The organism is Kangiella sp. M94, from assembly GCF_054926195.1.
Map to the genome: position 1 here is coordinate 2,402,656 of NZ_CM142903.1, position 25,683 is coordinate 2,428,338.

Below are 25,683 nucleotides of genomic sequence, written 5' to 3' on the forward strand. Positions count from 1 at the left end.
TGCTTTTCTCTTTACTCAGCAAATCAATAACTACTACTCAATCCATAAACCTTTTCGAGATTTGTCGATTACCTCTTGCTAGGATATTCTAGGCATAACGAGGTAACTCTATGAAAAAACTTAATCTTTCGATTTATATTTTAGGCTTGTTGCTCGCTTCTTTATTAGCAGGCAGCAAGGCTCTCGACCATTTCGGCGAAGAATATGCCAATCAAGCTTTAAAGCGGGCGCTCATTTCTTTTGCTGTAGCCAGAACACTCAATGGCCTTATCTCCGTTGCTCAGGAAGCAGAAGTTGCCATGCAGCCTGCTGGGGTTGGTCTGAATATTTCACCGGGCGAAATTCTCGACCCAGTCAATGATTTAATTGAACGCTTTTCGCTAGTGATGCTGGTTGCAGCATCTGCCATCGGCGTACAAAAGCTATTACTCGCCATGTCCGCCTGGGAAGTATTTAACTATTTTGCCATTGGTTTTTGGTTGCTCTATGGCGCCCTGTTAATCGTCAAACGGAACAAGCCTGATGGCTTACATCCTTTGTGGTTTAAGGCAGCAATCTTTTTAGTGTTAGTTCGCTTTGCAACGCCTGTTATGGCACTGGCCAATGAAGGCTTTTATCATGTTTTTCTGGACAATAATTACCAAGAAGCCAGTGTTCAACTAGAAGGCGTTAGTAAAACCATTGAAAATAACACCCCAGAAGAGGCGGTTGCTGAACCTGAGCGATCTGCCTATCAAGGCGCGAAAGAATGGCTAAGCAATGCTATCAGCCAGCTGGATATAAAAAAGCAAATCAAGGCTTATCAGGCAGCGGCTGAACGCGCCAGCAAGAATGTGATTGAACTGATTACCGTTTTCGTAGTGCAAACGATCCTGTTTCCACTATTTTTCTTATGGCTGATCTATCGCTCAGGAAGGAGCCTGTTGAGCACACGATCGCATCGATCGGTGTCCCACATTAATCACAACCCATAACTCTCAATGCATAAAACTCTAAGCATAAAAAAGGTCGGCGTTTGCCGACCTTTTTACTTACCTACATTTAAACTAACTATGCCATAACTTAAAAATCTACAGTGGCTGTTTCGTTAGCGCTAACCGTAACATTCTGAGTCGCGCTGAATGTTATTACATCATCCGTTTCAGGATCATCATTAGCGGCTTCACAAGTGAACGCTAGAGTATAGTCTCCGGCCTGAACGAAACCAATTTCATACTCATAGAAGCCATCGGTATTCAACTCAACTGTCGTTGTTGTAATCGGCTCTGGCTCATTGGCATCGATGTCATCAGTTTCCGCATCATACCCTGCGAATAAATAAACACCGCTAGTGTCTGAACAACCCTCTGCATTGACGAGCGTTTCATCCACCAGGCCATTCAAGTGACCCACTTCCAGGTTGTCAACAATGCGTAATGTCGGACGCAGGTAGTAATCTCCACTGCCATTTTGAGGTTGATGTATCGATTTTCTTAAATCAAAATCAATGGTGAAGTCAGCAATTCCTCCTGCGGCCACCATGAAGGGTCGGTTCAATTTTAGACCCGTTTGAGCACCACTTGGAACGAATAGGGAGTAACGCGCACCATCAATATCAATATAGGAATCAGTCACACCGCGTTCAGCATTTACCTTCAATCGAATCCATTGATACTGGCCGGCGTTAACCGTTGTCTCAGGCAGTAATTCCAGTGACTCATCGCCAGTAAGCTGCAACAAATCAATGGTCATTGGTGTATCAAAATCGAAATTTAATCGCTCACCAGCACCTTGAACCTCAATCCCAGTAAACTCCACAACAACTGCCTCCGCACCATCAACCGGTGCATCAGTGATGGCTAAAGCCATTTTACCTTTATCTGGGTCATCAGATTTACAACCAGCCAATGCTAATAAAACACTGGCTAGTATCAAGCCATGTTTAAATTTCATAATAAATACCTCCACTTTTGGTGAAAGCTAGAGTACCTCAGCTGATTTAGATACATTGTGATACAAATCGCAAAGAAATTGTCATCAAAGGCGTAGTCATCTTGATTTGTGACCAATGTCAAAAATCCTGACAACCGATATCACAAAACAATAACTTATATCATCTAAGTCAGATCATCGGGCGATGATTTATTATGCCTGGTTGGTGTCACTGGCATAGGAATACCGTCGACTTTTTCGTATAATTGCGCCACTTAACACAATCCAACCAAGGGATCCCCATGAGACCGAGTGGCCGCACCAGCAATCAACTTCGTCCAATCACCATCACGCGCCAATTCACCAAGCACGCAGAAGGTTCAGTACTGATCGAATTCGGTGAAACCAAAGTGCTATGCAATGCCAGCGTGGTCGACAATGTGCCGAGGTTTTTAAAAGGCAAAGGTCAGGGCTGGATTACAGCAGAATACGGTATGTTACCGCGCTCCACACACACCCGCATGGATCGTGAAGCCTCGCGTGGTAAGCAAGGCGGCCGCACCTTAGAAATTCAAAGGTTAATTGGTCGCTCATTACGCGCAGCCGTTGACCTCTCGCAACTCGGCGAAAACACCATTTACGTAGACTGTGACGTTATTCAAGCGGATGGCGGCACTCGTACCGCCTCCATTTCCGGCGCCAGTATTGCTTTGCATGACGCCTTATTTCATATGCGTAAAACCGGCATGATTAAAACTAACCCGCTTAAACATATGGTTGGCTCCGTCTCAGTAGGTATCTACAAAGGCACACCGATTCTTGACCTCGACTATCTTGAAGATTCAGCGGCTGAAACCGACATGAATTTAGTGATGGATGAAAACGGTGGCTTTATTGAAATTCAAGGCACCGCCGAAGGCGAAACCTTCACCGGTGATGAATTGATGCAAATGTTGGAGCTAGGCAAGCAAGGCATTCGTGAAATCTTTGACCTGCAACATAAAGCAGTCGCGGTATAAAAAAGTAGCAATATTCTACTTCGGTAGGGGCAGACCTGTGTGTCTGCCCAATTAATTCAAGGACGACACTATGTTTCAGGAAAGAAACAGACGATCCATTCGCCTATCAAATTATGATTATTCATCCCCCGGCGCTTACTTCGTAACAATCTGCACTCAAGACCATCAATGCTTATTTGGAAATATCACTAATAATGGCGATATGGAACTTAACGCTGCAGGTGCTATGGTTAAGCAATGGTACAAAGAACTCGAACATAAATTCGTATCATCTACTCTAGATTATTTCATCTGCATGCCTAATCATGTCCACTTCACTGTCTTTTTAGGGCAGACACGTAGGTCTGCCCCTACCAATCTAAACTCCATTGTGCAGTGGTTCAAGACTATGACTACTAATGATTATATTCGAGGCGTTAAAGAAAATGGTTGGCCAACGTTTAACAAACGGTTATGGCAAAGAAACTATTGGGAACGAGTGATTAGAAGTGAAACTGAGCTGCAAAAGTTCAGAGGTTATATCAAAACCAATCCGACACGTTGGCATCTTGACAAGTTAAATCCTGAGAATTTCTGATTTGAGGATGGGCGGACACACAGGTCCGCCCCTACCGAACTTGCAACTTTTGCAAGGAGGTAACCTAACATTACTCCCCGCACTTTCCATGCTGGTGAACATGTCCATGAGCTACTTCGTCGGCATCAGCTTTGCGTACTGCTAATACTTTCACTTCGACTTTGACGGTTTGTCCGGCAAGTGGGTGGTTGGCATCAATCACCACTTTGTCTTCGGAAATTTCACGCACTACTACCGCATGTACCCCGTCGCTGCTTTCGGCTGCCAGACGCATCCCTTCACACAGGTTTTCAACATCTGCAAACGCTTCGCGGGGCACTTCGGTGCGTAGATCGTCTTCGTACTGACCATAAGCTTCGTTTGGTGGTAACTCCACCTTAACTTTCTGACCAATCGCTTTGCCGGTTAACTCTTTTTCCAGTCCAGGCATCACTTCGCCGTAACCATGCAAATAGACCCAGGGACCACCTTCCGCTGAGCTTTCCCAAACCTGCCCTGCTTGATCCATTAATTTATAGTCCAATTCAACGACAGTATCTTTTTCAATATTCATAACTAAAACTGGGTTCCAAAAATCAGGTTTGATGCTAATACCAGCCATAGAGCAGTCAGCGTTACAAAACTCAACATGAAGGCTGTGAATCTGTGCATCACCTTGTTGTAGGTACAATGAATAATACTATGTACCACCCGAAAAGCGACAAATGCCCATGCTAAGGCTACCATCAGATGTGAACTGTTATTAGTCAGCATGATGGTAAATATGGCCACATAAAACAGTACCGGTAACTCGAACAGGTTCATATAGTTATCGGAAGCACGGGTGTCGGCAAAGTACTCCAGACCACCTTTTCGTGAGTGAACCTTCTGCGGATGAATGCGCTCCGACTTCATAGAAGTGACGCGTCGACGGTACATTACGATGGCAACAATGATGGTCAAAAACATCATCGCCACCAGTGGTAAAATAATCGGTTGTGTCATAATAATTCCTTGAGGGTTAACGTATCATTTTAGCCAAGCACTTTATCAATCGCCAGCGCTGCCCAGGCTTGTGAGGTGGGCATTAACTCAATACTGTTTATATTGACATGCTGTGGTTGCTCAGCGGCCCACAATACCGACTCGGCGATATCTTGAGCAGTCAAAGGATTGGCCCCTTTATAAACATTCTCGGCTTTCTCTTTATCGCCATGGAAGCGAACTAATGAGAATTCGGTTTCTGCAAGACCCGGTTCGATGTTGGTCACTCGAACCTGGGAGCCCAATAAGTCCGCGCGCAAGTTGCGACTAAATTGCTTAACAAAAGCCTTGGTGGCGCCGTAAGCATTACCACCTGGATAGGCGTAATTGCCAGCAATCGAACCGATATTAATGACATGACCTGACTTGCGCTCGACCATGCCCGGCAATACTTTTCGAGTCATCAGATACAAACCTTTAATGTTGGTATCCACCATGCGGTTCCAGTCGGTCAGGTCCGCTTGGTGTGCCGGCTCTAAACCTAATGCCAGCCCCGCGTTGTTAACCAGAATATCGATGTTAGAAAACTCTTCAGGAATCGCATCGAACATAGCGTCAACCTGTTCCTCGGATGTCACATCCAGAGGCAACACAAACACTCGATCCTCGCCCAGTTCCTGCTTAAGCTCTTCCTTCAGAGTCTGCAAGCGCTCTTTACGACGAGCAGCAGCAATAACCTTGCAACCCTTTTGGGCAAACGCTTTAGCACAAGCCAGGCCAAAGCCGGAACTGGCGCCGGTAATCATGACGGTTTTGTCTTTTAGATGACTCATAATCTATTCTCTAAACTATTCTCAATAAAAATATTACTCAACTGAATTGTTCGGATATTAGCACAGGCTAATAGCTTTCTCATCGCCAAATAACCGCTAACCTTCCGATTAAAGAGTTGATGCAGGGTTGCACCACACTCGTGATCCATAGACAATGAGGTTAACTGGTCAATCACAAACTACTCACAATACTGACTAAAAAATGACTCAAGAATATCAATTTCAAATTAGCGTTCAGACCCAATACATCGACGAACAGTCCGAGCCCGAGAATGAGCGTTATGTATTTGCTTATACCATTCAAATCACCAACACTGGCTCGCATGGTGCGACCCTTAACGCTCGCCATTGGATCATCACTGATGCCAATGGAGAAATAACCGAAGTCAAAGGGCAGGGCGTGGTCGGAGAGCAACCTTATATCGCCCCTGGCAAAAGCTATGAATACTCCAGCGGTGCCGTGCTCAACACCCCGATTGGCACCATGCAAGGCAGTTATCAGATGGCAACGGACAGTGGCACGGAGTTCGATACGCCGATACCTGTCTTCAGTTTGGCAGCCCCCGGAGCACTTCATTAGACTTTATGGCGACTTATGCAATCGGCGATATTCAAGGTTGTTATGATGAGTTTCGTCTTCTTCTAAAAAAAATCCAGTTTAGTCCAGCGCATGATACCCTGTGGCTGGCTGGCGACCTTGTTAGCCGCGGCCCCAGATCACTCGAAGTATTGCAGTTCGCTTACGAGCACCAGGATGTATGCCAGCTGGTGCTGGGCAATCACGACTTAAGCATGCTGGCGAGCTATTACACCAAAGCTAAGCTCAGCAAAAAAAGCGAGCTACACGCTATATTTGCCGCCGAGAATATAAAGCAACTCATGAAATGGCTACGCAAGCAGCCGATGGCAATTTACGATAAAAACCTCAATGCCCTGATGACACATGCTGGCGTGCCACCACAATGGAATCTGAAAACTACCCTCGCCTGCGCTTACGAACTCGAAGACGTGTTAAGCAAAAAAGAAACTGCCAAGGATTTTTTCAAGCATATGTACGGCAACAAACCTGCGTTATGGAATCCGAAACTGGAGGGCATAGAGCGTCTGCGTTACATCACCAATGCCTTCACTCGTATGCGCTTTGTTCATCACGACGGCACTCTTGATTTTAAGAGCAAATCTTCGCCCGGTAAGCAGGGGAAAGGTTTATTCCCCTGGTACGAACTCACTGACATTGGCCACGAAACCCGAGTTGTCTTCGGTCATTGGGCAGCGCTCAACGGTAAATGCCCCATCCCCAACTTACATGCCCTCGATACTGGCTGCGTGTGGGGTAACAAACTGACCGCCCTGCGCCTGGAAGACGAAAAGCGCTTCCGCGTCAAAGCTCTGTAATCCTTTTTAGATTCGGGTAGGGGCGGTACCTATGTGTCCGCCCTCTGAATCTGTACGGACAACTCATGAGTACCCAATGGGGCAGACCCTTGTCCCTACTACTGGGATGAAAGTTTCAACTATAGCGCAGGTTGAGCCTTGCCCTCGCCATGTCTGCATCATTATCGACTAGGACGACCTGCGGTCGCTTTCCGAATCTATAGATGCAAACCACCCCTATCGCCAATCCACCCAAAGATCGGTACAATTGCCCTTTTCGCTCCTATATTGAGCCGAACACACTGCAAAAGGTCATTAATTTACATGGTTAGAAGCATGACAGCCTTCGCCCGCCAACAAGTGGCGACCGAGTGGGGCAACGTAACCTGGGAAATCAAATCCGTAAACCAACGATTCCTCGAACCCAATTTCAGAATGCCTGAAACCTTCCGTCATATGGAGTTCTCACTACGTGATGTACTACGCAAGCAACTGAGCCGTGGCAAACTTGATTGCACCTTGCGTGTTGAAATGAACGCAAAAAGTGCCGGTAAAATCAAACTCGACCAGGAAATGGCACAACAGTTGCTCACCGCCCATGAAGAGTTACAGGTTCTTGCCCAGGACAACCAATCCCCCGATTTGACTCAACTGCTGCGTTGGCCTGGTATTTTGCAACAGGAAGAAGCAGATACCGACACCATGGAACAGGACGTAAGGAATGTCTTCGAGGAAGCTGTGAAGCAACTAATCACCGTTCGCGAGCGTGAAGGTTCAGCCCTGAGCGAGATGATCGAACACCGTCTGGCTGGTATTGGCGTCGAAGTAGACAAGGTCGCTGAACAAATGCCACAAGTGATGCAATGGCAGCGCGATAAACTACTGACTCGCTTCAAAGAGGCAGAAGTTGAGCTGGACCCAGAACGTCGTGAGCAAGAGTTGGTCTTTCTGGCACAAAAACTTGACGTCGCCGAAGAGCTTGATCGTCTAAAAACTCACGTCATCGAAGCACAACGCATGCTGAAAAAAGGCGGGCCAATCGGCCGACGACTCGACTTCTTGATGCAAGAATTCAACCGCGAAGCCAATACTCTCGGCTCAAAATCCATCAATGCCGATATCACAGCCAGTGCCGTTGAAGTCAAAGTCCTGATCGAACAGATGCGCGAACAAGTACAAAATATCGAGTAAAACCAATCTAACCGCTGTCTGGGGCGGGCAGATTGGCGCCGCCCCTCCAGAAGAGCACATTAATTGCTTACTTTCTATACCGCGCAGGCTTGGTCTTGTGTTATGATCGCGCCTTTGTGTTTTCCGTTTGACCTTCCAAGCTCTATTATCCCTGCAGGCCCTGTGCTATAAAGGTTTGGCTTGGTTAAGTTTTATTCTCTGGATTAGGATATAGCAGGATTTGATGACGACAATGACGCCTATCAACACCATAGCTAAAGGCACGCTGTATGTGGTTTCAGCACCTTCGGGCGCAGGCAAGACCAGTCTATTAAAGACCGTTTTGCAGAAATTACCTGAGCTGAAACTGTCTATTTCGCATACCACTCGCCCACAAAGACCGGGAGAGCAAGACGGTGTGGATTATCACTTTGTCGATCAGGCAACTTTCCAGAAGATGTTGGATAAACAACAATTTTTAGAACATGCTCAGGTGTTTGATAACTTTTACGGCACCAGTCGCGCCTGGCTGGAGAAGCAGTTGGTCGAGGGGCATGACGTGATTCTGGAGATTGACTGGCAGGGTGCACGTCAGGTGCGTGAGCTGATGCCGGAATGTCGCGGTATCTTTATTTTGCCGCCGTCGCGCGAAGAATTATTAAACAGGCTGACTAATCGCGGCCAGGATAGCGACGAAGTGATCGCGAAACGTATGGCGGCAGCGACTGCAGAAATGAAACATTATGATGAGTACGACTATGTGATCATCAATGACGACTTTGAAACGGCTTGCGCGGAACTGGAAGCTATCTTCACCGCTCGGCGCCTGCGCATAACAAGCCAGAAAGTTCGTCAGCACCATTTAATTCATGACCTGCTATCAGATTCTATGGAGTAAGCAGTTTTTTAAGGTACACTTACTTTATAAGTCTTTTTTTACGCTTTATTCACTGGTTTTTTGCTAAAAACCCTATATTAAAGCACCGAATTTAACCCTTGGCACTTTCGCCACATTATGTATGTAAGAGGTAAATTATGGCACGTGTAACGGTACAAGATGCTGTTGAAAAAGTTGGTAATCGTTTTGATTTGATTATGCTAGCCGCTAAGCGCGCTCGTCAAATCGCCACTGGTGGCCACGATCCTAAAGTGGATTGGGATAATGATAAACCAACTGTTGTTGCTTTGCGTGAAATCGAAGAAGGTTTAACCACGCGTGAATCGGTGATCGCAGACGAGCGTGCAGCTAAGCGCGAGCGTGAGCATAAGCCAGTTCTATTTTAATAGCTTAACCACTTAGGTTTATTAATGTCCGACTTGTCGCATTTCGAAAGCCTACGGGATGTGCTCAATGGCTATCTGGAAACGAACCAGGTAGCCGATATTGAGCGCGCCTATCTGCTGGCGGAACGCGCACATGAAGGGCAAATGCGCTCCAGCGGCGATCCTTATATTACTCACCCAGTCGCCGCTGCGCATATTCTTGCTGATCTTCATCTCGACCATCAAACTATCATGGCAGCTTTAATGCACGATGTGATTGAAGATTGCGATGTGACCAAGCAGGATTTAACCACTGAGTTTGGCGATACGGTTGCCGATTTAGTCGAAGGTGTCAGCAAGTTGACCCAAATCGACTTCCAATCCAAAGAACAGGCTCAGGCCGAAAACTTCCGCAAGATGATGATGGCTATGACGCAGGATATTCGCGTCATTCTGATCAAGCTGGCGGATCGTTTGCATAACATGCAGACTCTGGGCGCACTACGTCCCGATAAACGTCGCCGCATTGCCCGAGAAACGCTCGAGATTTATGCTCCGATTGCTAATCGTCTGGGTATTTATCGCCTAAAAGAACAGCTGGAGCTGTTGGGTTTCGCCAACATGTATCCATTGCGCTATCGAGTTTTACAGCACTCGGTCAAAAAAGTTCGTGGCCATCGCAAAGAGATCGTTGAACGAATCACTGAACAATTACGAACGCGGCTGAAAGATTCCCGAATCACCAGTAAGGTGATTGGTCGCGAGAAAAGTGTTTACAGTATCTATAAGAAAATGCGCGACAAGGTGGGAACATTTAACGAGGTGATGGACATTTATGCCTTCCGCGTCATCACCGATAGCGAAGATTCCTGTTATCGCATTCTTGGTCAAATTCATAACCTTTTCAAACCCATCCCCGGTCGCTTCAAAGATTACATCGCCATCCCCAAAGCCAACGGCTATCAATCACTGCATACGGTTCTACGCAATAAAACCGGTATTCATATCGAAGTGCAGATCCGAACTGAGTTGATGGATCAGATGGCGGAACATGGTGTCGCAGCGCACTGGCTCTATAAAACCGGCAGCGCTCATCCGGCAGAAACCAAAGCTCGCGAATGGTTGCAGAGCTTGATTGAGTTGCAACAAAGCGCTGGCGATTCAATGGAGTTTATTGAGAACGTTAAAATCGATCTCTACCCGGATGAAGTTTATATCTTTACGCCGAAAGGCAAAATCATTGAGCTACCCAAGGGCGCCACTCCCGTGGACTTCGCTTATGCGATTCACACTGATGTCGGTAACAGCTGTATTGCCTGCAAAATTGATAAACAATTTTCACCATTGAGCACGCCATTAAGCAATGGCAAAACCGTTGAAATTATCACAGCACCGGGCGCTAAACCGAATCCAGCCTGGCTCAGTTATGTGGTAACCGGTAAAGCGCGCTCCAACATTCGTAACTTTGTGAAAAACATTCGCCAGGATGAAGCCGTTCATCTTGGCCGACGTTTGCTTGAGCAAGTACTTAAAAAGCCACTCGAAGAATTCCCGCCAAGTCAGTTAGAGTCAGTCGCGAAAATCACTCATCACGACACAGTAGATGACATGCTGGCAGGTATTGGGCTTGGCAAAATTGCCAGTGTCTTAGTGGCGCACCGCTTAACCCGTGGCGAAGAAGACAATGATGAAACGGTAGTGGAAATGCCCCAGAAAGATCAGGCGCCGCTTGCCATCAAAGGTACTGAAGGCCTGGTCGTTAAATATGCCCGTTGCTGTCGCCCCATTCCCGGCGACCCGATCCTGGCTTATGTTAGCGCTGGTAAAGGCTTCACTATTCACCGTGAGACCTGCCCCAATGTCCAACGCGCGCACAAGCACAATGATCGCTATGTGCCAGTGCAATGGTCAGACGATGTGCAGGGTGATTATATCGCCGAACTGCGTATTGAAGTCTTCAATCAGCGTGGCGTTCTGGCGCAAATTACCAACATCATTTCCAACCAGGAAGCCAATATCGTTAATGTCGATATTAATGAGTTGGACGGTTCAACCAATATCCTAACGTTCCAGATGGGCGTGCATCATCGTGTTCATTTGGCTAACATTATCAAGAAATTAAGGGTCATTCCTTTCGTCAACAAAGTCCATCGTCACCCTTAATTAGAACTCTATCTAAACCTCTTTAAGGAAACTGCTGTGAGCAAAACCATTATTCAAACTGATAAAGCACCTGCCGCCATTGGCACCTATTCGCAAGCTGTCAAAGCTGGCAACACCGTATACTTGTCAGGACAAATTCCATTGATTCCAGAAACCATGGAGTTAGTTGAGTCTTTTGAAGATCAGGTACATCAGGTGTTCAAAAACCTGAGTGCAGTCTGTGAAGCAGCTGGTGGCAGCTTGAATCATATTTCTAAGTTGAATATCTTCATGATCGATCTTGGTCACTTTGCGACTGTAAACGAAATCATGGCGCAATACTTTGAACAGCCTTATCCGGCGCGTGCCGCCATTGGCGTTAAGGAATTACCCAAAGGTGCGCAAATCGAAATGGATGCAATCGTAACGCTTGATGAGGACTAAAATGTGCTACCTCGTAGTCCCGAACGTTTACAAAAAATTCTAACCTTATTATCTAACCGTCAGCCCGATCTGACGGTTTTCATGGACCAGGTTCATAAGCCGCACAATCTGGCGGCCATTGTTCGCACCGCTGACGCTGTTGGCATTGGTCATGTACATGCCGTTTTCCCGGAAGACGTAAAGTTTAGGGGTCATCATACATCCAGCGGCAGCAAACGCTGGGTAACCACCCATAAGCACCCTGACCTGAAGTCTGGTATTGCACAAATGAAAGCGCAGGGTATGCAGGTTTTGGCCGCTCATCTGTCTGACACTGCAGTGGATTTTCGCAGTATTGATTACACTAAACCGACCTGTCTCCTGGTTGGCTCCGAATTAGTGGGTGTTTCTGAGGAAGCTGCCGAAATTGCCGATCAGCACGTTATTATCCCTATGGTCGGCATGGTGCAGTCACTCAATGTTTCCGTTGCCACTGCGCTGATTCTGTATGAAGCACAACGTCAACGCTCCGATGCCAACATGTACGGCGAATGCAAAATCCCGCAAGCAGAAGTTGATGAGATCTGTTTCAAAGCCCTACATCCAACCATCACCAGGTTCTGCGATAAGCATAAAATTCGATATCCAAAGATGGATGAATTTGGCGATATTGATGATCCGGAATGGAATACATTACGGAAGCAGCTGTCGCAGAAGTCTGCTAAATAAAACTGTATAACTCACTAATACAATTTATTGACTGTATGCCAGTTCTATTTTGAGTTGGTTCATTCATATAAATAGCGAGCAGCTGCCTTGCTCATGGCCCGATAATCGTGTCCCACCCCAGGGATTATTTTTATATTCCAGTTAAAATCATAATCCCTGTCTTGCGCTAATTGCTTGGCTTTTTGGAAAAAATATTTCCCTCTGGCAAGTCGGTATGTTCCCTGCTCATCGATCACATCATTGCGTACTAAGTGACCTCGTGTTTCGCTTTGATCATCCTTCTCGCCTAAAAACACCGTCAATTTTTGCAGAAAGCTTTTATCAAGTGTTTTATTAACAACTGGAGCTTGCTTCAATCCATAGGGAAAAACCTGCGAACAATCTGGCACAGTGTACCAACCAGAATTACTGGCAAGAATTCTGTTTGCCTTGTTCGTCGGATAAAAAAGAGCAAACCGATGCAACACTTGTCCCCCGGCAGAATGACCAAACATATCGTATGTCTTAGCTTTTAGTGAGAGTGAGCTCATCACAACATCAAAGATTCTATCGAAATCTGAATATATCCAAGCATTCTTATCCTGTACCACCTTGTATGAGTCAATAGCCGTCCGCTGCTCATTGATCACGACATCGTCAATCATCCCAGCAAGGTTATAACTCCAAAATTCTGGATAATATTTTTCAGAGTAACTGGGGGACAAAACCAATACGTTGTATTGTTCCGATGCTTCCTTCCATGCATCTCGGTAACTCCAACCATTTCTTCCTGCTCCGGGAATTACAAATAGAACCCTGGTATCACGACTGAATGAATTTGGCTTGTGGTAATAAACTTCTAAAGTCTTGTCTGGATGTTCTTTACCACCCGCTATAACAAAACTGCCAGAGCCCGATTCAATGGTTATCTGTTCTGCAGAAACAGTCGTAGTACTCAAGATTAATATGACAACTATTGCCCTAATTATTGATTTCATATCGTTTCCTTATTGATTTGATAAGTTTCAGTTCGCAGTAAATGCTTGTCGGTATCTAAGAGGAGATATTGATAAGTTTCTCTCAAAAGCTCTTTTAAATCCGTCATAGGATCCGTAACCAACCGAAAGCGCAATTTTCTTCAGGTTTTCATCCGAACTGACTAATAATGTACGCGCCAGATCCATTCGCAGCTCTTCCAGATAATGCGCCGGTGGCTTGCCAACCTCCTTTAAAAAGGACCTGTATAGTTGCCGCTCACTCATATTTGCTTTATCTGCAATCATCTGCACCGTTAATTGCTTCTGTAAGTTTTGTTTAAGCCAGTCAACGATGGCAATAAGGCGCTCATCACTTGGTGTCTGAAGTTCCAAAAATTCTGAATACTGTTGCTGAGAACCGGTTCTTTTCAGATAAACCACCATATGTTGAGCCACATGCATAGCAGCTGTTTTGCCATGGTCTAATTCTATTAATCGCAAGGTCAGATCAATACAGGCAGTTACGCCTGCTGATGACCAATACTTTCCGTCCTGAACATAGAGGCTCTTCTTATCGACCTCCAACTCAGGAAAACTTTTGGCCAGCACATCAACAAAGGCCCAGTGAGTAGCAACTTTTGTTCCTTTGGGTAAACCGGTTTCTGCCAATAAAAATGCACCGGTACAGATGCTAACCACTCGTTTACATCGAGCCATTAACTGCTTGAGCTTTGCCATTGAATCAGTAGTAAACACATTGTTTCTAGCACCTTTACCACCGGGAATAACGAGTGTGTGGCAGTTTTGTAAAGCATCAATGGTCATATTGGGTTGTATTTGAGTTCCAGCTTCACTAACAACTAGGCGATCATCAAACCCCACAACTTCCACCGAATAGCTCTCTTCAACGTATTGACTGGCTTCGTAAAAAGCTGTCTGTGAACCTGCCATATCTAGCAGTTCCATATCGTTATAAACTAGAAAAGCGACTACTTTTTTTCGCATTGTTTTCTCTGCTGCAACTCGTAATAAGATCCTATTATAGTTACGAATGTCATAAATGACATAGAAACTACCATTTCTGCCAAGAGTTAAATTCTAGTTATGGGGAGATTGCAGTTAAAAATCTTCTAACGCTATCCAATTTGTTTGACTACTAGAGCTTTAAGCTCAAAAATATTCGCTAATATTTACAAGATACTTAAAGCTGTTTCTTCAACTCATCTTGTTATATATTGCCTTGATAACTCTAAGACAACTTCACTAAGGGACTAGTCATGACTACTGCACTATTACCAACATCTTCTGAGCAGCGTTTTCACGCACTAGACTTGATCCGTGGCGTCGCAGTTTTAGGTATTCTGATTATGAATATCTACGCCTTCGCCAATATTTTTGCCTACTACATGAATCCTTATGCGTTAGGCGAGCCGTCCACTTCAGACGTTTGGGTTTGGTCGATTACGCATATTTTTGCCGATCAAAAATTCTATACGCTTTTCTCCATGCTTTTCGGTGCTGGTATCATGCTGATGGCTGAACGAGCCAAAGCACAGGGTATTTCTGGGGCCAAGTATCATTATCGACGTATGTTCTGGCTCATAATATTTGGTCTGATACACGGCTTATTTATCTGGCTCGGCGATATTCTGTTTATTTATGCCTGTATGGGGCTTTGGGTATTTCTGTTTACTGATACGAGTCCTAAAACCAAGCTGATTACCGGTGTCGTGTTGATAGTGCTTTACAGCGCCTACATGTCGATGGCCAGTATTTATATCGATAGAATCCCCGCAGAAGATTTAGAGTTTATGCTCAGCATGTTCTACCCCGACCAGGCAACTATTCAAGAAGAGACTCTGCCTTACTTAACCAGTTATACCGCGCAAGTCGATGACAGAGTTGATTTCTTCCAGGAAAATGTTTTGTCCATGGGGCTAACCTTTGGCATTTTCCGCATTGGTGGCTCTATGTTAATTGGCATGGCACTCTATCAGTATGGGGTATTAACTGCTGCTCGTTCTACTAAGTTCTATTTAGTATTGTTAATGATTTGTTTTGCTATCGGTTTTGGCTTAACCGCTTATGACGTAAATAATTTATTCAGCAATGAATTTTCTTTTGCAGAGCTAATGTTTTCCTACATGACCTTAACCAATGTGGCAGCTATATTTATTTCTCTGGGTTACGTAGCTCTGTTGGCATTATGGTGCAAATCAGATTCAAGAGGCAGAATAAAAAAATCGTTTGAGGCCGTTGGACGAATGGCTTTCACCAACTACATCGCGCAAAGTTTAATTTGCACCAGTATCTTTTATAGCTTTGGGTTTGGATTATTTACCGAGCTCTCACGCTTGCAGTTAATGGGCATTGTTGCGATAGTGTTTTTATTGCAACTTATCTGGTCACCCTGGTGGTTAAAACGCTACCACTATGGCCCTCTCGAATGGTTATGGCGCTCACTGACGTATGCAAAAATCCAAGCTTTTAGAAAACACTGATATACCCATTATTGATCTGCGCCCTGTCGAACAATATCGGCAGGGTCATATACAAGGTGCTACCAATATTCCTTTATCTGAAATTGAAGATTGCTGGTTCGAATTACCCCCTAAAGATACGACGCTGATATTATTTACCAATACCACTGATCAGCAGGACGTTCGGAGTTTATTTGAGCGACAGCAATATCCAATCGAAGCGGTATTTACGGCCGAGGAATTTACTCAACAAGATCACTCTCAGACCAACTGGACCACCGATCACAACAGCCGCCGCCTGTGGCGAGCAAGTCCTTTGCTCGAAGATTACATCGAACTAATTGAGCAACACTTACCTGCTAGACCTGCTAGCGATCCGCTAGCCTTTGATATAGGCTGTGGTTCGGGCAGAGACAGTATTTTCCTTGGCCTGCATGGTTTTCGAGTGCTAGCAATTGATCGCAATCCCATGGCCATTGAACGCATCACCAGCTTTGTTGAACGCTGGGAGGTTGATGTCACGCCAATGAAGTTAAACTGCGAAGAAGAATATCAGCAGCTGATCCAGCTAATTGATTTACAAAAGCCATCAATGATTCTGCAGTGCCGCTATCTACATCGTCCTTTACTTGATCTGTATCACCAGCATTTGCCCGCCGGAAGTCTGGTCGCTATTCATACTTTTATGGAAGATGCTGCCAAGTACGGCAGTCCTAAGAAACCGGCATACTTGCTTAAGCCCGGTGAACTGGCAGAAAAGTTCGCCGACTGGGACATATTGCTGGATCAAACTCATGTACTTCGCGACAAACGGCCGCTATCCTTATTCATAGCCCGAAAGCCTTTTTAATCTTCACATTTTAATGACGCGATAAACCTGATAGTCGTTGACTTCTTAGCGCCACTTCTTGATCATAGATAGGCAGAGGCTATCACTTATGACATTAACAGAGTTTAGATATATTGTTGCAGTTGCCCGCGAACGCCACTTTGGTCGTGCCGCAGAGGCCTGCTTTGTCAGCCAACCGACCTTAAGCGTTGGCGTGCGCAAGCTGGAAGAGCAGCTTGGCGTGATTCTGTTTGAGCGTAGCAAATCCGATGTCAAAGTAACCCCGGAAGGCAAACCGATTATCGAACAAGCTCAACACATCCTTGAGCAAGTCAGCCAGTTAAAACAAATGGCGAAACAAAATTCTGATCAACTCGATGGCCCCTTAAAAATCGGTGCCATTTTTACCATTGGTCCTTATCTCCTTCCTTCGCTCATCCCCATGCTAAAAAAATTGGCCCCCAAAATGCCACTGCATATTGATGAGGATTACACCCACAATTTACGCACCAAACTTCGCAACGGCGAGCTGGATGTGATTTTCGTGGCGCTGCCATTCGATGAGCCTGAAGTGGACGTTGTTCCTTTGTATGAAGAAGAATTCATCGCTTTGCTGCCTGAAAAGCACCCTTGGGTGAAACGTGACAAATTGCATATCGTTGATATCGCCGATGAAGTCATGATTATGTTGGGTGCAGGCCACTGTTTCCGCGATCAGGTCATCGAAGCCTGCCCGCAATGCAAAGACTCCAGCCTGAATCCGCAAAAAGACTGGATCACTGGCAGCTCCATTGAAACCATTCGCCAGATGGTCGCCAGTGGTTTGGGAATCAGTGTCATTCCTCGTTCGGCTGCCAATTTCCACAATGAAAAACTGGGGCTGGTCACGCGAGAATTCGACACCCCAAAACCTAGCCGCAAAGTGGCGCTGGCTTTTCGTCGTAGCTTCCCACGCAAGAAGGCTTTGGAAATCATTAACAATGCGCTATCGCAAATCACCATTGAAGGTGCCAAACCACTCGACTAATGGCTATTTCCAAACTTGCAGCTGATATCAATTTAGAAAACTTGCCCTGCACCAGTCTGAAAGGGGTAGGGCCGAAGGTGGCCGAAAAGCTTGAGAAGCTGCATATCCAATCGGTACTGGATTTATTGTTTCACTTGCCATTGCGCTACGAAGATCGAACTCGGGTGCGCACCATTGCTTCCTTAAAAGATGGTGAGCGCGCCCTAATCAAAGTCACGGTCGAGTTAGCGCAGGTCAAATTTGGCAAACGGCGCTCACTTGTCTGCCGCGCCAGCGATGAAAGCGCCAGCATCGATTTTCGTTTTTTTTATTTTAATAAAGGCCAGCAGCAGCGACTGCAACGCGGTGCCGAATTTTATGCGTTTGGCGAAGTCCGGCGTTTCGGCTTTCAGTTCTCCATGGTTCATCCTGAGTTAACGGCAGTTAATCCAAGCACCGCCGCACCTTTGCTGGAATCTTTGACACCGATTTATCCTGCCACCGAAGGCCTGCATCAGGCCAGCTTTCGGCATATGATGCGCCAAGCTGTAGCGCTTCTTAAAAAGCATCCAATTGATAATTTATTACCGCAGCCACTGCTGCAAACACTTAAATTACCGGACATCAATGCATCATTGGCCTGGATTCATTCACCGCCAAAAGATGCTGACTTAGTACAGCTACAATCCAATCAGACACCGGCCGTGCGACGCCTGATCAGCGAAGAGTTATTGGCACAGCAGTTGAGCTTACTGCTGCAACGTAATCAGCAAAAAGATTATTCAGCACCTGTACTTAAGAGCTCAGGAAAATTACAGGGTCAGCTGTTGCAGCAATTGCCTTTCCAGCCGACAAAGGCGCAGCAAAGAGTTTCTCTGGAAATTATTAAAGATCTGGAACAACCGCACCCGATGCTACGACTATTGCAAGGCGATGTTGGCGCAGGAAAAACACTGGTCGCTGCCCAAGCTGCGCTGCAAGCGATTGAAGCGGGTTATCAGGTGGCGATTATGGCGCCCACCGAGCTGTTGGCCGACCAACATTATCAGTCATTTGCTCAATGGTTTGAGGCGATGAATATTCCCTGCGTTTTCCTAGCCAGTAAATTAACCGCCAGTCAGCGCAAAAGCGCACTCGAATCGATTGCCAGCGGTGAAGCCAAGTTGATCGTAGGTACTCATGCACTGTTTCAGAAAGGCGTGGAATACCACAAACTAGGTTTAGCCATTATTGATGAACAGCATCGTTTCGGTGTCAATCAGCGTCTGATGTTGAAGCAAAAAGCGCCTGCTGGTTTGCAGCTGCATCAGTTAATGATGACGGCCACGCCCATTCCGCGAACTCTGGCGATGACCGTCTATGCCGATATGGATGTTTCCATTATCGATGAATTGCCGCCGGGACGAACGCCGGTGCAAACCGTAGCCCTTTCCGATCAAAAACGCGATCAAGTCATCAAGCGCATCGAAACCGCCTGTCGTGATGAAAATAGGCAAGTCTATTGGGTCTGCACCTTGATTGATGAGTCCGAAGAAATCCAATGTCAGGCGGCCGAATCCGCAGCCAACCAACTGACTCAACAGCTGCCCAATTGTCGTGTCGGCTTATTGCATGGCCGCTTAAAGCCGGAACAAAAACAACTGGTCATGGATAAGTTCAAGCAAGGCGATCTGGATATTCTGGTTGCCACAACCGTTATCGAAGTTGGCGTTGATGTACCTAACGCCAGCTTGATGGTTATAGAAAACCCGGAACGGCTAGGCTTGTCACAACTGCATCAGCTGCGTGGCCGAGTTGGCCGTGGTTCCGTAGAGAGTCATTGCGTTCTACTGTATCAGCACCCTCTATCCGATAATGCAAAGGCACGCATTCAGGTCATGCGCGAAACCAATGATGGCTTTGTCATCGCCGAAGAAGACCTGCGTTTGCGTGGCCCCGGCGAAATGCTGGGAACCCGCCAGACCGGTGAAGTCAGCTTACGTTTTGCTAATTTAGTGCGCGATGCTGAGCTGATTCCGGCCATTCAGCAGCAAGCACATGATTTAATTACTGAAAATAATGAGCTTGCCCATAAAATCTGCCAACGCTGGCTAGGCTCCCGTCAGGAATTTGCCGACGTTTAGTTCCAACCGTACTATAAAAATTTACCGCTAATTTTTTGCTTAAACCCCGCTTTATAGCCCGTCGATCATAGGATTTAGCCTTATTTTATGCTAAAGTTGCGCCCTTATTTCATCATCTCAAATAACTGAGGATTCAGGAATGAAACAGCCTGTTCGCGTTACTGTTACCGGTGCAGCCGGCCAAATTTGTTATTCACTATTATTCCGCATCGCCAGCGGTGAAATGCTTGGCAAAGATCAGCCAGTAATTCTTAACCTTCTAGAAATCACTCCAGCACTTAAAGTGTGTGAAGCGGTTGCTATGGAGTTGAATGATTGTGCATTCCCATTAGTTCAAGACATCGTTGTTACTGATGATCCAGCGGTAGCCTTTAAAGACGCTAATATCGGCCTGATGGTTGGTGCTAAGCCTCGTGGTCCAGGCATGGAACGTAAAGACCTGTTAACTGATAACGGCAAAATCTTCAGCGCTTTAGGTAAAGTGATTGATCAAGTTGCTGACAAGAACATCAAAATTTTAGTAGTGGGCAACCCTGCTAACACCAATGCATACATCCTTGCTAAAAATGCCCCAAGCATTAATCAACGCAATATCTCTGCATTGACTCGTCTTGACCATAACCGCGCGATTTATCAATTAGCTGAAAAAGCGGATTCTGATATCGCGGGAATCAAGAAAATGATCATCTGGGGTAACCACTCAGTAACTCAGGTTCCAGACATTTCTTTCGCTACTGTTAACGGTGAAAAAGCAGCAGATAAAGTTGATGCTACCTGGGCAAAAGAAGAATTCATGCCAATCGTTGCTAAGCGTGGCGCAGCAGTAATCGCTGCACGTGGAGCTTCATCAGCTGCTTCGGCTGCCAACGCTATCCTTGATCACATGCATGATTGGGTACTAGGGTCAGCAGAAGGCGACTGGGTCAGCATGGCCGTTCCTTCAGATGGCAGCTACGGCATTGAAGAAGGCTTAATCTACTCTTACCCAGTAGTCTGCAAAAATGGTGACTATGAAATCGTTCAAGGTCTTGAAGTGTCAGACTTCATCAAAGACAAAATGATCGAGTCACAAAAAGAATTGCAGGAAGAAGCAGAAACTTGCAAAGACTTGTTCTAATCAGTCTTTATGCAGTTTAAAAAACCGGCTCAAGTAGCCGGTTTTTTTATGCCTGACATTTTCCTTTGATTAGATCTATTTTGTACGGACAAGTCATGACTTGTCCCTACGCCCTCATATCTCGGTAGGGATGGTTCCTATGTGCCCGCCCATTGATGCATACACCATTCCACCAACACTGTCATACCGCGGCTTGACCGCGATATCCAGTGCCGTTAAATATACGACTACATCTATAGATGTGATTTATTTCAATTCATACATAATCAGTAAGCCTTTCAAATTCTTTCTATCTCTATAACAAAAGCCGCGGTATGACGTATAATTTGGATTTATAGTATTTCTTTTATCCTAGTATTTATGGCAAAGTAATCGCACATAAATTATAAATTACCCACCATGATCATCTCTGAAACAGAACGCCTTCGAATACGCCATCTTCAACATTCAGATGCGAACTTTATTTATCAGCTCTACAACCAACCGAACTTCATTAAATATATTGGTGATCGCGGTGTCCATTTACCCAAAGATGCCGAAGTTTTCATTAAAAAAGTACAAGATAACTATCAACAATTTGGGTTCTGGCTTTATCTTATCGAGCGAAAAGACAATGGACAGGCGGTTGGAGTTAACGGACTGATTCAGCGCGATTATCTGGACGCACCGGATATTGGCTTTGCGCTGACGACTCAATTCTGTGGTCAGGGTTATGCCAAAGAGTCTTCATTAGCCATTCTCCAACACAGTAAAGCACAAGGACATAGCCACCTTTACGCCATTACTTCTCCTAATAACCATGTTTCAGAACATCTGCTTATAAAGCTTGGTTTTCAATTCCAACGTCAGGATTATTTCGACAATAGCACTTCGCCTATTAACCTGTTTCAATTGTTCCTTCAATCGTAATTGTTTCAGGCACAAAACTACTAAATGTCCGACGGCTTGTTAAAAAAGGTTTTGTCTAGAGCTTGACCTAAGTTGGTTGAGAAACTATGATTTCGAAGAAATGGATTTCAAGGTCAATCATATAAATGAATCGACAAACACTATTCAATGGACTGCAACTGCTGTTGTTACTCTTCATCTGTTACAAAGTATTAGAGCTTGATAAGCGTACATCTAAACTTCAACAGACGACAATAACCGGCACTCAAGCAACTCCTACATCTAAAGCAGATCAATTAAATACTGATAAAAATTCTTATTCACTATCATTAACCTCTGATCAAGTTCGAACCGTGATTGCAGAGGAGCTTGATAAGGCTTTAGCTAATCAGCCGGCAAGCTCTCAAATAATTCCAACCGATCAAAATCAACAAACTCGTTCATCAAACCCAGCCGCTGTGGCAGAAGTTAATAGCCAAATTGTTAATTATATGAGCGATGGGACGCTTACTGAGTCAGAGCTTGCAACTATCGAGCGCTCAATGGCCCAGATGAACGAATTAGAAAGGAAAAAAATTATTCAGCTGCTTGCAAAAAACGCGACAGATTTTTCTGTAATAATCACTCACTAAAATAGAAGGACTTTACTATGTTTTTAAGATCACTATTAGCTGCTATGGCTCTTTCACTTTGCGTTACCTCTGCCAATGCTGGCTCCACTTCAGAAGTACCGGTAACCATCGATACTGAAAACTCAATAGCTTTTGGCAACATGGTCACAGCTCGCTTTTCAGATAATCCTGATGAAATTATCGGCTGTGGTGTACGTCACTATGCTTTCGCAGATGGAACCGAGTATTCATGGGGGTTCTGCCAGGCACGTGTTGAACCGGGTGTTCTCCAACTATGCTCAACAACTAACCCGGTTTTACTGGATAAGATGTCTAATATTAACGACTTTTCATACATCAGCTTTGGGTGGGATGAGAATGATGAGTGTACTAACGTAGGTTTCTCTACTCAGTCGCAATATATTCCTGAATTCAAAGGGAAAGATAAAAAGAATAAATAATTACCTTTTAAGAGAGCTCCTTCGGGAGCTCTTTTTTTATCGAGGATCTGCAATATTTACTAACACTTTGCCTCCCTTTGTTTCTTTTTACTGCTTTCAAATTAATCTTCCTTGCGCTTAAATAAAACTATAGATTCAGTGAGGAACACACTATGTCATTATTATTAAACATTCTATGGTTACTGTTTGGCGGTATTTTCGTCTTTCTAGGTTATATCGCAGGTGGTATCGCGCTTTGCTTAACTCTGATTGGTATTCCGTGGGGTGTGCAGCTGTTCAAGCTGGCCATCTTCTCGCTATTTCCGTTCGGGCAAGACACTCGAATGCGCGCCAACCAACCGCTGGCAGGTATACCCAATGTTCTCCTTAACATTATCTGGCTAGTCTTCGGTGGCGTTTGGGTAGTGCTCAATCACCTGTTCTGGGGTTTATTCCTGTGCTTAACCATCATAGGCATCCCATTCGGTATCCAGCATTTCAAGATGGTCAAACTGGCAGTATGGCCATTTGGGCGCGTGATTGTGGACTTGAAATCATTGCAGCCAGCTTAGTACAAAACAGATTTCATAAACTCTCTCCAAAGAGACTGTTCGGCCTGCTTCGGCAGGCTTTTTTTGTCTGATAGTTTCTTATCTTCATTTTTCTGCCACATTTGGCAATCACTCTCCATTTTCCCAATCTATTCACGTCACAGTCTATTGTTCTAATAACTCATAACAACTAATGAGTCAGGAGCAATCATGAAGCGGATATTATTTTTTTTATTGTGGGGAGCATTTTTTCTAGGTCTTAATACTAGCAGCCATGCTATCGAAGAAGCTTTTCCTTCGAGCATCAGCTATCGTTCACTAGAAAGCGATTTGACCTTTAAGCAACTACCTCTTTCTACCGACATCGAGATGCACATTAATAGCGTCGTTTCTCGTGTATCAGTTAAGCAAACCTTTTCCAACCACTCGGAACAATGGCTGGAAGGTGTCTATCAATTTCCCCTGCCAGAAAATGCAGCTGTCGACACTTTGAAAATGCATATTGGGCAGCGCATTATTGAAGGTGAAGTCCAAGAAAAACAACAAGCGAAACGTACTTACGAAAAAGCCAAAGCCGAAGGTAAGCGAGCCAGCCTGGTTGAACAGGTGCGTGATAATTTATTCACGACCAAGCTGGCCAATATTGCACCGGGCGAAAGCATCACCATCCATATTGAATTTCAACAACTGGTACATAATGATGGGACTCATTTTTCTGTGCGTATGCCTTTAGGTATTACGCCACGCTATGAACCTTCGCAAGCAATTTCTACGACTAAAAATGACTATGATTATTTTTCGTCGGATGCCAAGCCTGTAAGTTCTGAAACCTTTATAGCTGATCATGATAGTGCTCAACTTTCACCAGCCACGACCTTATTTAACACCGGAGAACAACCTCATCGACCCGTCAATGTCACGGTCCATTTAAACCCAGGTTTTGATCTGTCATTATTGGAAAGCCCCTATCACCAGATAGTAACGCAACAGAATGGTGATCAGTACACCATTCAGCTGGAAGATCCAGCCCAGGCTGAGCGTGATTTTGTGCTTAACTGGCAACCACAGTTAGGGCAAAAACCTGGAGTAGCCCTGTTCAGTGAAAGTCATGGCGATCATAATTATCATGTGCTGATGATGTTGCCGCCAACCCATGATTTTGTGCAACAGAAAACTCAACCTCGTGAAATGATTTTCGTTATCGACTCTTCTGGCTCTATGTCAGGTGATTCAATGCAACAGGCCAAACAAGGTTTGTATTATGCACTGACTCAATTGGGTAACGAGGATACCTTCAACATTATCGACTTTGATCACGATGCTAATAAGTTGTTTGATGAAGCGGTTCCTGCCACACAATCTAATCTAGAAATGGCTAAATATTTTGTCGCTACTCTGGAAGCGGATGGTGGCACAGAAATTGCCAAAGCCATTAATTTAGCATTAGATAAACCCCACAGCTCACAATTGCGTCAGGTGGTGTTTTTAACAGACGGCAGCATCGGCAACGAACGTCAGATTTTTCAGATGATCGAAAATCAGCTCGGCAATAACCGTTTATTCACCATCGGTATTGGTGCGGCTCCTAATAGCTATTTTATGAGCAAGGCAGCCAACTATGGACGTGGCACTTTTACTTATATCGGTAAGGCTTCTGAGGTTCAGTCTCAGTTGGAAAAACTCTTTAAGAAACTTCGCTATCCTGCTTTAGAAAACCTATCACTAGAGAATGGTGCAGCTGGCAAGCTAGAACTGTATCCTGGTCGCCTACGTGACCTTTACCTTGGCGAACCTTTGTTCGTGTCCTATCGCACGGCTAAAGGTGGGCAGAACTCCATCCAGGTCAAAGGGCAGGCTGATTCGTATGATTGGTCATTTAAGTTACCGCCTGTTACCAACGGTAAGGACAAAGGTATTGCACGACTGTGGGCGCGTATGAAAATAGATTCGATTAAAAGTGATTTCAATTTAAGCCATAAGCAATCGCGCGAGCAAATCTTACAGACCGCTCTCAACTATCATTTAGTATCTGACTACACCAGTCTGGTCGCCGTTGATAAAACCCCGGCAAGAGTTATGGAAGAGCTGAAAAAATTGCAGCTGGCAAACCGTACCCCAGCTGGCTGGAAAGCGCCGCATGGTTCTCAACACGGGTACCCTCAGGGCGGTACAACAGCTAACCTTGCCATGCTGATTGGTTTACTGTCGCTACTGCTAGCTTTAACTTATCAGTTCACACTGAGCCGTCGTAACCGTAGCAATGCCTAAGAGAGTAAAA

27 protein-coding genes are annotated in these 25,683 nt (G+C 45.2%); 21 read left to right on the forward strand and 6 right to left on the reverse strand.

From position 1 onward, the window contains the following. Positions 1–110: 110 nt before the first annotated feature. Positions 111–974: a hypothetical protein gene (locus ACYTXU_RS11105; RefSeq protein ID WP_462206845.1), complete on the forward strand. Its 864-nt coding sequence runs from the start codon at positions 111–113 to the stop codon at positions 972–974. Between the two features lie 88 nt (positions 975–1,062). On the opposite strand, the gene ACYTXU_RS11110 is transcribed toward ACYTXU_RS11105, so the two are convergent. Then, the gene (locus ACYTXU_RS11110; RefSeq protein WP_462206846.1) at positions 1,063–1,932 is read right to left on the reverse strand and encodes a DUF4382 domain-containing protein; all 870 of its coding nucleotides are present in this window, start codon (positions 1,930–1,932) and stop codon (positions 1,063–1,065) included. Between the two features lie 281 nt (positions 1,933–2,213). Here ACYTXU_RS11110 and rph point away from each other — a divergent pair, with 281 nt between their 5' ends. Beyond that, a complete protein-coding gene (rph, locus tag ACYTXU_RS11115) occupies positions 2,214–2,930 on the forward strand; it encodes a ribonuclease PH (RefSeq protein ID WP_331892615.1) in 717 nt (238 codons plus the stop codon). 70 nt (positions 2,931–3,000) lie between these two features. Continuing rightward, positions 3,001–3,507 (forward strand): transposase, encoded by a 507-nt coding sequence (locus ACYTXU_RS11120; RefSeq protein ID WP_462206847.1) that lies wholly within the window; start codon positions 3,001–3,003, stop codon positions 3,505–3,507. 70 nt (positions 3,508–3,577) lie between these two features. On the opposite strand, the gene ACYTXU_RS11125 is transcribed toward ACYTXU_RS11120, so the two are convergent. Genes ACYTXU_RS11125 through ACYTXU_RS11135 form a run of 3 tightly spaced genes read right to left on the reverse strand, consistent with a single transcriptional unit; the run spans position 3,578 to position 5,303 of the window. Continuing rightward, positions 3,578–4,060 (reverse strand): FKBP-type peptidyl-prolyl cis-trans isomerase, encoded by a 483-nt coding sequence (locus ACYTXU_RS11125; protein WP_462206848.1) that lies wholly within the window; start codon positions 4,058–4,060, stop codon positions 3,578–3,580. Positions 4,061–4,062: 2 nt separating this feature from the next. Then, positions 4,063–4,491: an MAPEG family protein gene (locus tag ACYTXU_RS11130; RefSeq protein ID WP_462206849.1), complete on the reverse strand. Its 429-nt coding sequence runs from the start codon at positions 4,489–4,491 to the stop codon at positions 4,063–4,065. Positions 4,492–4,520: 29 nt separating this feature from the next. After that, positions 4,521–5,303: an SDR family oxidoreductase gene (locus ACYTXU_RS11135; protein ID WP_462206850.1), complete on the reverse strand. Its 783-nt coding sequence runs from the start codon at positions 5,301–5,303 to the stop codon at positions 4,521–4,523. Positions 5,304–5,505: 202 nt separating this feature from the next. Between ACYTXU_RS11135 and apaG the strand changes: the two genes are divergently transcribed. The 8 genes from apaG (at position 5,506) to trmH (ending at position 12,404) form a co-directional block, all read left to right on the forward strand. Next, positions 5,506–5,883, forward strand: coding sequence for a Co2+/Mg2+ efflux protein ApaG (gene apaG, locus ACYTXU_RS11140; protein WP_462206851.1), 378 nt, complete (start codon positions 5,506–5,508; stop codon positions 5,881–5,883). A gap of 5 nt (positions 5,884–5,888) precedes the next feature. Beyond that, on the forward strand, positions 5,889–6,698 hold the full coding sequence (locus ACYTXU_RS11145; RefSeq protein ID WP_462206852.1) for a symmetrical bis(5'-nucleosyl)-tetraphosphatase: 810 nt from the start codon (positions 5,889–5,891) through the stop codon (positions 6,696–6,698). A 303-nt stretch (positions 6,699–7,001) separates the two neighbouring features. Further along, complete coding sequence (locus ACYTXU_RS11150; protein ID WP_462206853.1) at positions 7,002–7,868, forward strand: YicC/YloC family endoribonuclease; 867 nt, start codon at positions 7,002–7,004, stop codon at positions 7,866–7,868. 223 nt (positions 7,869–8,091) lie between these two features. Beyond that, positions 8,092–8,745, forward strand: a complete 654-nt coding sequence (gene gmk / locus ACYTXU_RS11155; RefSeq protein ID WP_462206854.1) for a guanylate kinase — start codon at positions 8,092–8,094, stop codon at positions 8,743–8,745. A 137-nt stretch (positions 8,746–8,882) separates the two neighbouring features. Continuing rightward, entirely contained in the window at positions 8,883–9,131 is a 249-nt protein-coding gene (gene rpoZ, locus ACYTXU_RS11160) for a DNA-directed RNA polymerase subunit omega (protein ID WP_462206855.1), read from the forward strand. Positions 9,132–9,155: 24 nt separating this feature from the next. Next, positions 9,156–11,273: a bifunctional GTP diphosphokinase/guanosine-3',5'-bis pyrophosphate 3'-pyrophosphohydrolase gene (spoT, locus tag ACYTXU_RS11165; RefSeq protein WP_462206856.1), complete on the forward strand. Its 2,118-nt coding sequence runs from the start codon at positions 9,156–9,158 to the stop codon at positions 11,271–11,273. Positions 11,274–11,309: 36 nt separating this feature from the next. Further along, positions 11,310–11,696, forward strand: a complete 387-nt coding sequence (locus ACYTXU_RS11170) for a RidA family protein (RefSeq protein WP_462206858.1) — start codon at positions 11,310–11,312, stop codon at positions 11,694–11,696. 3 nt (positions 11,697–11,699) lie between these two features. Then, positions 11,700–12,404: a tRNA (guanosine(18)-2'-O)-methyltransferase TrmH gene (gene trmH, locus ACYTXU_RS11175; RefSeq protein WP_462206859.1), complete on the forward strand. Its 705-nt coding sequence runs from the start codon at positions 11,700–11,702 to the stop codon at positions 12,402–12,404. Between the two features lie 59 nt (positions 12,405–12,463). Here trmH and ACYTXU_RS11180 read toward each other — a convergent pair whose 3' ends face one another. Both ACYTXU_RS11180 and ACYTXU_RS11185 read right to left on the reverse strand, forming a co-directional pair. Then, the gene (locus ACYTXU_RS11180) at positions 12,464–13,381 is read right to left on the reverse strand and encodes an alpha/beta hydrolase family protein (protein ID WP_462206860.1); all 918 of its coding nucleotides are present in this window, start codon (positions 13,379–13,381) and stop codon (positions 12,464–12,466) included. A 27-nt stretch (positions 13,382–13,408) separates the two neighbouring features. Continuing rightward, the gene (locus ACYTXU_RS11185; protein ID WP_462206861.1) at positions 13,409–14,365 is read right to left on the reverse strand and encodes a GlxA family transcriptional regulator; all 957 of its coding nucleotides are present in this window, start codon (positions 14,363–14,365) and stop codon (positions 13,409–13,411) included. 272 nt (positions 14,366–14,637) lie between these two features. On the opposite strand from ACYTXU_RS11185, the gene ACYTXU_RS11190 reads away from it, so the two are divergent. The 10 genes from ACYTXU_RS11190 (at position 14,638) to ACYTXU_RS11235 (ending at position 25,673) form a co-directional block, all read left to right on the forward strand. Further along, complete coding sequence (locus ACYTXU_RS11190; protein ID WP_462206862.1) at positions 14,638–15,861, forward strand: DUF418 domain-containing protein; 1,224 nt, start codon at positions 14,638–14,640, stop codon at positions 15,859–15,861. Continuing rightward, on the forward strand, positions 15,830–16,690 hold the full coding sequence (locus ACYTXU_RS11195; protein WP_462206863.1) for a rhodanese-like domain-containing protein: 861 nt from the start codon (positions 15,830–15,832) through the stop codon (positions 16,688–16,690). The genes ACYTXU_RS11190 and ACYTXU_RS11195 overlap by 32 nt, the downstream gene beginning before the upstream one ends. Before the next feature lie 88 nt (positions 16,691–16,778). Next, the gene (locus ACYTXU_RS11200) at positions 16,779–17,696 is read left to right on the forward strand and encodes a hydrogen peroxide-inducible genes activator (RefSeq protein WP_462206865.1); all 918 of its coding nucleotides are present in this window, start codon (positions 16,779–16,781) and stop codon (positions 17,694–17,696) included. Continuing rightward, positions 17,696–19,798: an ATP-dependent DNA helicase RecG gene (gene recG / locus ACYTXU_RS11205; protein WP_462206866.1), complete on the forward strand. Its 2,103-nt coding sequence runs from the start codon at positions 17,696–17,698 to the stop codon at positions 19,796–19,798. Before ACYTXU_RS11200 ends, recG begins: the two co-directional genes overlap by 1 nt. Before the next feature lie 139 nt (positions 19,799–19,937). Next, entirely contained in the window at positions 19,938–20,915 is a 978-nt protein-coding gene (locus ACYTXU_RS11210) for a malate dehydrogenase (RefSeq protein WP_462206867.1), read from the forward strand. A 399-nt stretch (positions 20,916–21,314) separates the two neighbouring features. Next, complete coding sequence (locus tag ACYTXU_RS11215) at positions 21,315–21,824, forward strand: GNAT family N-acetyltransferase (protein ID WP_462206868.1); 510 nt, start codon at positions 21,315–21,317, stop codon at positions 21,822–21,824. A gap of 125 nt (positions 21,825–21,949) precedes the next feature. Beyond that, on the forward strand, positions 21,950–22,435 hold the full coding sequence (locus tag ACYTXU_RS11220; RefSeq protein ID WP_462206869.1) for a hypothetical protein: 486 nt from the start codon (positions 21,950–21,952) through the stop codon (positions 22,433–22,435). 17 nt (positions 22,436–22,452) lie between these two features. After that, entirely contained in the window at positions 22,453–22,875 is a 423-nt protein-coding gene (locus tag ACYTXU_RS11225) for a hypothetical protein (protein ID WP_462206870.1), read from the forward strand. 152 nt (positions 22,876–23,027) lie between these two features. Continuing rightward, positions 23,028–23,426 carry a YccF domain-containing protein gene (locus ACYTXU_RS11230; protein WP_462206872.1) on the forward strand — a complete coding sequence of 133 codons (399 nt, stop codon included), beginning with the start codon at positions 23,028–23,030 and terminating at the stop codon, positions 23,424–23,426. 189 nt (positions 23,427–23,615) lie between these two features. Next, positions 23,616–25,673 carry a marine proteobacterial sortase target protein gene (locus ACYTXU_RS11235; RefSeq protein WP_462206873.1) on the forward strand — a complete coding sequence of 686 codons (2,058 nt, stop codon included), beginning with the start codon at positions 23,616–23,618 and terminating at the stop codon, positions 25,671–25,673. Positions 25,674–25,683: the final 10 nt, after the last annotated feature.

What these genes read in the sequence shown, in the direction of transcription:
- ACYTXU_RS11105 (WP_462206845.1), top strand. Translation starts at nt 111, where the DNA reads ATGAAAAAACTTAATCTTTCGATTTATATTTTAGGCTTGTTGCTCGCT.
- ACYTXU_RS11110 (WP_462206846.1), bottom strand. Translation starts at nt 1,932, where the DNA reads ATGAAATTTAAACATGGCTTGATACTAGCCAGTGTTTTATTAGCATTG.
- rph (WP_331892615.1), top strand. Translation starts at nt 2,214, where the DNA reads ATGAGACCGAGTGGCCGCACCAGCAATCAACTTCGTCCAATCACCATC.
- ACYTXU_RS11120 (WP_462206847.1), top strand. Translation starts at nt 3,001, where the DNA reads ATGTTTCAGGAAAGAAACAGACGATCCATTCGCCTATCAAATTATGAT.
- ACYTXU_RS11125 (WP_462206848.1), bottom strand. Translation starts at nt 4,060, where the DNA reads ATGAATATTGAAAAAGATACTGTCGTTGAATTGGACTATAAATTAATG.
- ACYTXU_RS11130 (WP_462206849.1), bottom strand. Translation starts at nt 4,491, where the DNA reads ATGACACAACCGATTATTTTACCACTGGTGGCGATGATGTTTTTGACC.
- ACYTXU_RS11135 (WP_462206850.1), bottom strand. Translation starts at nt 5,303, where the DNA reads ATGAGTCATCTAAAAGACAAAACCGTCATGATTACCGGCGCCAGTTCC.
- apaG (WP_462206851.1), top strand. Translation starts at nt 5,506, where the DNA reads ATGACTCAAGAATATCAATTTCAAATTAGCGTTCAGACCCAATACATC.
- ACYTXU_RS11145 (WP_462206852.1), top strand. Translation starts at nt 5,889, where the DNA reads ATGGCGACTTATGCAATCGGCGATATTCAAGGTTGTTATGATGAGTTT.
- ACYTXU_RS11150 (WP_462206853.1), top strand. Translation starts at nt 7,002, where the DNA reads ATGGTTAGAAGCATGACAGCCTTCGCCCGCCAACAAGTGGCGACCGAG.
- gmk (WP_462206854.1), top strand. Translation starts at nt 8,092, where the DNA reads ATGACGACAATGACGCCTATCAACACCATAGCTAAAGGCACGCTGTAT.
- rpoZ (WP_462206855.1), top strand. Translation starts at nt 8,883, where the DNA reads ATGGCACGTGTAACGGTACAAGATGCTGTTGAAAAAGTTGGTAATCGT.
- spoT (WP_462206856.1), top strand. Translation starts at nt 9,156, where the DNA reads ATGTCCGACTTGTCGCATTTCGAAAGCCTACGGGATGTGCTCAATGGC.
- ACYTXU_RS11180 (WP_462206860.1), bottom strand. Translation starts at nt 13,381, where the DNA reads ATGAAATCAATAATTAGGGCAATAGTTGTCATATTAATCTTGAGTACT.
- ACYTXU_RS11185 (WP_462206861.1), bottom strand. Translation starts at nt 14,365, where the DNA reads ATGCGAAAAAAAGTAGTCGCTTTTCTAGTTTATAACGATATGGAACTG.
- ACYTXU_RS11190 (WP_462206862.1), top strand. Translation starts at nt 14,638, where the DNA reads ATGACTACTGCACTATTACCAACATCTTCTGAGCAGCGTTTTCACGCA.
- ACYTXU_RS11195 (WP_462206863.1), top strand. Translation starts at nt 15,830, where the DNA reads ATGCAAAAATCCAAGCTTTTAGAAAACACTGATATACCCATTATTGAT.
- ACYTXU_RS11200 (WP_462206865.1), top strand. Translation starts at nt 16,779, where the DNA reads ATGACATTAACAGAGTTTAGATATATTGTTGCAGTTGCCCGCGAACGC.
- recG (WP_462206866.1), top strand. Translation starts at nt 17,696, where the DNA reads ATGGCTATTTCCAAACTTGCAGCTGATATCAATTTAGAAAACTTGCCC.
- ACYTXU_RS11210 (WP_462206867.1), top strand. Translation starts at nt 19,938, where the DNA reads ATGAAACAGCCTGTTCGCGTTACTGTTACCGGTGCAGCCGGCCAAATT.
- ACYTXU_RS11215 (WP_462206868.1), top strand. Translation starts at nt 21,315, where the DNA reads ATGATCATCTCTGAAACAGAACGCCTTCGAATACGCCATCTTCAACAT.
- ACYTXU_RS11220 (WP_462206869.1), top strand. Translation starts at nt 21,950, where the DNA reads ATGAATCGACAAACACTATTCAATGGACTGCAACTGCTGTTGTTACTC.
- ACYTXU_RS11225 (WP_462206870.1), top strand. Translation starts at nt 22,453, where the DNA reads ATGTTTTTAAGATCACTATTAGCTGCTATGGCTCTTTCACTTTGCGTT.
- ACYTXU_RS11230 (WP_462206872.1), top strand. Translation starts at nt 23,028, where the DNA reads ATGTCATTATTATTAAACATTCTATGGTTACTGTTTGGCGGTATTTTC.
- ACYTXU_RS11235 (WP_462206873.1), top strand. Translation starts at nt 23,616, where the DNA reads ATGAAGCGGATATTATTTTTTTTATTGTGGGGAGCATTTTTTCTAGGT.